The sequence below is a fragment of the Halorubrum sp. SP3 genome, assembly GCF_005435195.1.
GTDB lineage: Archaea > Halobacteriota > Halobacteria > Halobacteriales > Haloferacaceae > Halorubrum > Halorubrum sodomense.
Genome location: NZ_SGTU01000106.1, coordinates 1 through 292, shown reverse-complemented (window position 1 = coordinate 292; position 292 = coordinate 1).

Here is a 292-nt window from a genome sequence, read left to right as displayed (position 1 = left end):
TGCCGGTTCTCGCGTCGCTACGATAGCTGGCTGGCCGGGTGACTCGCGCAGCGTTTGGTGGATCAGCCGTCGGCGCCCGGATAAGGTCGGACCGGTTATCAACGTCGTGCCGCCGTCACGAACGGGTAGGTCCATCAACAAGTAGTGATTGACAACCATATAATTAAATTTATCCAATAAATTTATCTGAGAGTCTTCCGGGATTCTCCACCCCGATGAGTAGGCCCGGGTAACTCCTCGTGAGCGGTTTGACCCAGTCGCCCAGAGAGGGTGTCGGCAGGTCGGAACCGAA